The organism is Okeania sp. SIO3B5 (genome assembly GCF_010692555.1).
GTDB lineage: Bacteria > Cyanobacteriota > Cyanobacteriia > Cyanobacteriales > Microcoleaceae > Okeania.
The window spans coordinates 1-5102 of sequence record NZ_JAAHHG010000640.1; the positions used below are offsets into that span (position 1 = coordinate 1).

Genomic DNA, 5102 nt, shown 5'->3' on the forward strand with positions numbered 1-5102 from the left:
ACCCACCCCTAACCCCTCCCAACCCACCCCTCGCCCCTCCCAGGAGGGGAGGGGAAGACAGGAGAAATAGGGAATGAGCGAGGAGGTAGGAGCGGGCGTTTTTTCCCTTAATTTTTCTGCCCAACTCTTACACAAATACTAACTTTTTGAGCCTTCTTAGCCAAAAATATGGTACTTTTTTTCAACCTAATAAGGCTGAAACTTTTATATGTGAATACTTTGATAGTTAATCAGCAAGCTCTAAGTAGAACGGTGCAAAAAAACAGCAAGTTAGTAACGAAAAGTAAATTTGCCAAAAACTCTCTTCCCTTCTGCCTTCTGCCCTCTGCCTCCTGCCTTTTCATCACAATAATTTTCAACACCGATCTACTTAAAATCAGCAACACTTATTTTTCTATTCTGAAATCTCAAACAATGCCCCTCGTTCTACCCACTCCTGTTTTTGATGTTCAGAAATACCTATATTTTGCGCAAATATTGTCTTCTCTAAAATTGCATCCTTTAAATCTGTCCGTTTTAAATTAGCTCTGCGTAAATTGGCCCCACTTAAATTAACTCCACTGAGGTCAGCATTTTGTAAAGAAGCATTACTTAGATCCACATTGACTAATTTAGCACTGGGCAGATAAGCACTACTCAAGTCAGCACCACTGAGGTTAGCATTACTTAAATCGGCACGAGGTAATTTTGTCCGCAAATCTGCATCTTTGAGATAAGCTTCTACAAGTTTAGCATCTCGTAAATTAGCATTACAGAGATTAGCTTGACTTAAATTCGCACCATTGAGATTAGCTCCACTTAAGTCCGCAAGGGTTAAGTTAGCGCCACTGAGATTAGTCTTTTGTAAGTTTGCCCCAACAAAATTAGCATATTGGAGGTCTATCCTACTTAGGTCGCTACCTGCAAAATCTGCCGTAAGATTTAGAGCTACAGTTTGAGCAATTTCTGTAAAGTTATTGCCCAGTTGCTTTGATAATAATTCTTTGGCGATCGCTATCTGTTGTTGTCTACATTCTTCTGCCTTTCCAACATCTTCCATTGATTGGTATACTAACCGGAGATTAAACAAGGCATCCCCTTGGCTAGTATAATTACTTATTTTTTTGGCAAAAGCTAACTGCTGTTGATAACATTCTTTGGCCTGGGGAAATTCTCCTAAACCATGATAAGCTATGCCTAAATTGGAGTAGGTTTGTTCGCAACCAAATTCGTCTTGCATTTCAAGAGCGATCGTCAAACGTTTTTGTTGATATATAACTGCTTCTGAATAATTCTCGAGAGCATAATAAGCATTTCCTAAATTACCTAAGGCTTTTCCTTCTCCTTCTCTGTCTTGAATTTCTCTAGCAATATTTAAGTGTTGTTGATAATATTCTATGGCTGAGTAGTAATCTGATAATGCGTCATAAGCAACGCCTATATTTCCTAGAGCTGCAGCTTGTTTACGGCGATCAGAAATTTCTTGGTAGATAATTAATGCCTGTTGCCAAGATGCTAAAGCTGCTTCAAATTCATAATTTTGATATTGAGAAATCCCCTGTTTGAGCAGTTTGTCTGCTATGTCTGTCATATTTTTACACCTTCTTTAAAACTAGACAGAGCTAGACATTTGCCATCGGTGAGTGCAAATGATTTCATTACTCAGTGGAAAACCTTTTTTTCTTGCTAATTTTAAAGCTTTTTCTACTTTAGTGATGAGTTTTTTTGTAGCAGTTGTTTTAGCTTGGATTTGTAACTCTAATTTAGAAATTAGATTTTTTTTAACTGTTTTTAATTGGTTTAAACATTGAGTTGCTTCAGTAGCGATTGAGTCAGCATAAGCCCATTGAATATTAAACTGCTTCATAAGACGTTTTTCTACTGAGGGATCTAATAATTTCTCAGTTTGCATCCAGTTTATAGCAGAGCATTTCCAGGATTCATATAATGCTCGGAGTTCCTCAAATACGCGATGATATTCAATTTTGGCTTCTATCCCTGTTAAGGAACCGTGAGATTTGACCATTACTCACATTGAATTACTTTACTCAAGGTTAGCATGGTTTGTCTAGGGATGTCAACAATATTTGTTATAGCTTTGACACTGACTGCTAATTTTTCTGCTTTCTTCGCGACTATTTCATAATCCTAGACATTTTGTCGATATAAGTCTTGGACAGTCTATATTTTTGGGCTTTAGCATCAAACAGTTTTTTACAGTTTCTGAAAAAGACTATAGCAATCCTATTTTATTTGTGTATAAAAATCCTCACGGGGTGACAAGCTAGTTGAAAGCTATATGTAGAGAAGAATTTGTCGAATAAGCTGAAAAATACTTCAACAGAAAGGGAACACTGGCTTGAGAATAGATGGGGGTGTGGTGCGATCGCGGAGCATTGCGTCAGCAGTATCGCACCACACCCCACACAGGGCCAAGGCATCTTGTCAATAAAGAGGGGGTTTAGTGCAATAACTCGGGTTTATTGTTCCTTATTGAGAATCAAAAATCCAAATATAGTGTTTTTCAGTTCTATGAGACGCTATATATTGAATTAGGGTTTGCTGAAAAAGTCTTTTAGTGGGGGGAGGAGACAGGAGACAGGAGACAGGAGACAGGAGTTAGGGGAATCAGCGAGGAGGTAGGGGTAAGAATTGTTCCTTGATTTTTCTGCCATAATCGTACCAAAATACTAGCATGCATGAGCATTTTAGACTGAAACAGGCGCACATAATAAAGGGCCCAAAAAGGCTAAAGTCTTTATATATCAATGTTTTTAGAATTAATCAGCAAGCCCTAATTAGAAAAATTAGATGCGTTGGCCCTGATCACCCCATCCTAAATTGAACAATAGTTCAACTAATCTAGCAAATAAGATTAGAAAAAACTCACTTTTATTAATTGATCGTTAACCAGAAATAACGCTATTATTAAACAGTGTATTAATCGCCTTAATTCCTCGTCGATAATATAGGAGTTTATGAGATTTTAGCCTCATTAAAGTTCCTACTAATTCCCAGATAAAATCATCATTGACTATCCAATAAATACTAGATCATTCCAGCCAAAAACTACTATACCTTCTTTCTTTTATACCTTTATCATTAGTTCTTGATATATATTTTTGAATACCTTGATTTTTGATTTTTTGCCCACTAAATGAATTAATTGTATATGAAATAGCTATCAATAAAATCAAATTATTCAATCTTTGTTTCGTTAGCTTTTGCTGATTCCAGATTATAATCACCAGTTTTATAATCTTTAAACATTGCTTCAATTCCCATTCTCTGGCTATATACTTTTTTAATTTTCCCTGGTGACGATAAATTGGTTAAAATATACCATTTTTCTGAAACAGATTTGTGACGATATCTCTGTTTTTTGTATATCAGTAAATTATAAGTTCCGACCTTCTTGATTTTGGTGATTTTTTGATTTGATAATAGTTGTGCTTCACCGATATTTACTTTTAATTCTGAGAGTTGACAATATTTTTTACCTCGTTTAATCATTGTTTACTTTTTTTGTCTTAAGACAAAATAAACCTGATTTTTCTGAGATTTTTTCAACCAATGGGATAGAAATATACTGTGGAATTCTCTATCTGCTGTGATGATAATTTTGTACTTTTTTAATAATTTTAACACCGGACGAATTACAGCTTGCTGTTCTGTTAAATTACTAGCACCTTGATGATTTAAAGTTTTCCAATATATGGGTAAAGCTCTCAATTTCGGTGGCTACACTAATCATTAATACCAATTTGAAAAAAGAATGTTACAAATAATAAGCATTATTAAAATAATTTGTAGGAAATATCTATTGGATGAAAAAGATAAATTACTATATAAAAAATGGTATCAAACCTATTCCCATACGACTCCTGACTCCTGTCTCCTGTCTCCTGACTCCTAAGCAGTAACCTAAATATTTGTAGCAAAGATTTATCAAACTGGTATAAAGCCTCCCCTTTTAAAGGTATAAAAAAAAGAATATTCCTGATTTCAATCCCAATACTTTCCTAGGTCATGCTGTGCAAACAGCTAGAGTTACTGATAACTGAAATGACTGGTATTATTCCTGTTGATTCCAGTAAATACAATTTCCTTTTTTTACCCCACTAATTGCCTGTTTACGACTCTCAAATAATTCTAAAATTCCATCAATAATCATTTTTAATAAATCTTGGTTACAGCCATCAATAAAATCTTCAGGAGAAATATTTTTTTGAAATAATTCTTTAGTTCTTTTCCTTTGTTTTTTTACTTCTTCAAATCCTATATATCTAACTATAAATGTACTCAATGGTGAGTTTCTCATATCATAAGTTGCATTTTGACATCGCCCGTCTGCCAACAAATTTAATACTTCACATTCCAAACTATTTTTAGGTTGATAAGGATAATGAATATCTGGTAAAAAACTTTCTAAATGAGCCGGATCGAATCCTTGAGTTGGTAACTCTCCAATCATTGTAGAAAGAGGTATATTTAAGCCCAATCGCATAGATAATACTTCGATAAAACCTAGAGTGAAAATTTTACTTCCTAGATAAACTTTGGCAATTTCCAGATTTTTTTTTGCCTGATTAACCAAACTTATGTAAGTTTTTTCATCAGGTTCTCCATCAAATTTGCGAAAAATTAAATCGGGATTTAAAGATTTAATAAAACCCTCAGTTTTTTCTAAGGCAATTCGGTACTCAGAAATAGTGTATGAATTACCATTAATGAGATTGTGGTTAGTTTCTGGCAATAAATTCCAAGTATTATCTAGAAAAATTGAGCTAGGTGAACCAAAGCCAATAACATCTCGATTAGATAATCTAACTGATTTCTTTATTGTTTGATATAGTTCAGCATCAGTTAAATTAACATTCAACTTAATATTAGTTTCTCTAAGTCTTTGATAAAGACGTTCAGTAGCAGTTAAGCCATCTTCTGAAATAGGTTGAAATGGAATACTAGCTTCAATACAAGCAGCGATTTTAAACAGATGTTTAGTTGTCAAAAATGTTTCCATTACTTTGATCGCAACAACAGCGCTCATAAATTCATTTTGTCCACCGAAAGGTAATAAAACCTGACCGCTAACAAAACCAAAAACAGATGCTGTTATTTCA

5 protein-coding genes are annotated in these 5102 nt (G+C 34.4%); all 5 read right to left on the reverse strand.

Annotated features, from left to right (window positions below; genetic code table 11):
• Window positions 1-394: 394 nt before the first annotated feature.
• Window positions 395-1570: a pentapeptide repeat-containing protein gene (locus F6K54_RS39945; protein ID WP_293089883.1), complete on the reverse strand. Its 1176-nt coding sequence runs from the start codon at window positions 1568-1570 to the stop codon at window positions 395-397.
• A gap of 21 nt (window positions 1571-1591) precedes the next feature.
• Window positions 1592-2005: a hypothetical protein gene (locus tag F6K54_RS39950; protein ID WP_293089885.1), complete on the reverse strand. Its 414-nt coding sequence runs from the start codon at window positions 2003-2005 to the stop codon at window positions 1592-1594.
• A gap of 1172 nt (window positions 2006-3177) precedes the next feature.
• Window positions 3178-3492 (reverse strand): transposase, encoded by a 315-nt coding sequence (locus F6K54_RS39955; RefSeq protein WP_293089886.1) that lies wholly within the window; start codon window positions 3490-3492, stop codon window positions 3178-3180.
• A 3-nt stretch (window positions 3493-3495) separates the two neighbouring features.
• Window positions 3496-3711, reverse strand: a complete 216-nt coding sequence (locus F6K54_RS39960; protein ID WP_293089888.1) for a hypothetical protein — start codon at window positions 3709-3711, stop codon at window positions 3496-3498.
• A gap of 343 nt (window positions 3712-4054) precedes the next feature.
• The coding region (locus tag F6K54_RS39965; protein ID WP_293089889.1) for a hypothetical protein at window positions 4055-5102 on the reverse strand (1048 nt) is incomplete at its 5' end.

Coding starts and splice junctions, on each gene's coding strand:
- F6K54_RS39945 (WP_293089883.1), bottom strand. CDS start 1,570: ATGACAGACATAGCAGACAAACTGCTCAAACAGGGGATTTCTCAATAT.
- F6K54_RS39950 (WP_293089885.1), bottom strand. CDS start 2,005: ATGGTCAAATCTCACGGTTCCTTAACAGGGATAGAAGCCAAAATTGAA.
- F6K54_RS39955 (WP_293089886.1), bottom strand. CDS start 3,492: ATGATTAAACGAGGTAAAAAATATTGTCAACTCTCAGAATTAAAAGTA.